1 protein-coding gene is annotated in these 1,241 nt (G+C 27.4%); it reads left to right on the top strand.

Features of this window, described 5'->3' with window-relative positions; genetic code table 11:
• A partial coding sequence (locus QYG89_RS16985) for a hypothetical protein (RefSeq protein ID WP_404319403.1) occupies window positions 1-925 on the top strand: 925 nt, incomplete at its 5' end.
• Between the last annotated feature and the right edge of the window lie 316 nt (window positions 926-1,241).

Raw genomic sequence — 1,241 nt, 5'->3', positions numbered from 1 at the left:
ATATTATTTAGGCGATATAATTCCAATGTCACCAAATATAAAAATAAAAAAGCTTGATTTAGTATTTAAAGCCCATAGAAATATCTACAAATTATTAAAGGAAAACGACATTTTAATGGATAGAAATAAAATGCTTGAATATATAGAGCCTAATTTTAATAATAATTCAAGCATAAATTTCGATGCGTTAACTGAGTATGTGAATACTTTAATTGATGAAGAAAATTCAAGTCTAAAAACGAAATGTGAAAAAATAATAAAAAATACTGAAACAAGTTTAGATAAATTTGTAGAGGATTCCGTAACTATTGCAATTATAGAGTCTTTAGATGAACAAGAGCTGGATGAGTATATAAAAAACAATAGAAGTAGCAATTTTTATTATAGATATTATGGTGAATTTTATAAAAAATATAGAAGATATACAAGACCTATAGTAGCTATTTTAGATTTAGAAAGTGGTAATATCGATATTTTAGCAAAAGAGTTTATTAAAGAAGAATTACAAGAAGGAAATGAACATAAAATAGAAGTTAAAGAGCTAAGTAAGAATAGTCCTACAATAATAGGGTGGATTGTTGGATATATCGCAAGTTCATTTATAGGTAATGTTTTCATAAATGCTTTAGATAATAAAAGAGCAACTTTAGAAGATGAAACACCTAGAGAAGACGACGAGCCATTAAACCCTGAGGTTGTAAGATTAAGAGAAGCTATTAGGCAATTACAGGATGTCACTGTTGCTGATGAATTTAACGATAAGATAGTAAATATTGAAGATTACAAAGCTAAACGTGGGCTTAGAAGTGTTAACGAAACTATAAAAAGAAATGTTAAAGATACTTTTGAGAAAAATGAATTCTTAAATTCTAATATCGAAATAACCCCCTTAGAAGATATAGATGAAGAAAACGAGGACGAATAGGATTGTTACCTCTAGGTGTTTATGTAGTAAAAAATAATGTTGTATAAAAATAATGGGAACGTTAATCCAAGAAGGATTAACGTTCTTTGTATTGAACTTATTATACAAAAGTGCAGGTTTCTTCATTAGGTGATAACACTGAAATCACATATTTAGTACTAAGGCCTACCTTTTTTACAGAATCTTAATCTTCGGGATTGCCTTATTTTAAAAAGATGAATTTCTTGAAAGAAATTTTAATAAGGCTTAAATTAACTCTTAAGTATCTAACATATTTATCCAGATGCTATTTCTCGAACCATAACAAAAATAGTCA

It is taken from the genome of Bacillus lumedeiriae (assembly GCF_044891285.1).
In the GTDB taxonomy this organism is placed as follows: Bacteria; Bacillota; Bacilli; order Bacillales; family Domibacillaceae; genus Pseudobacillus; species Pseudobacillus lumedeiriae.
This window is presented reverse-complemented; position numbering and strand designations above follow the sequence as displayed.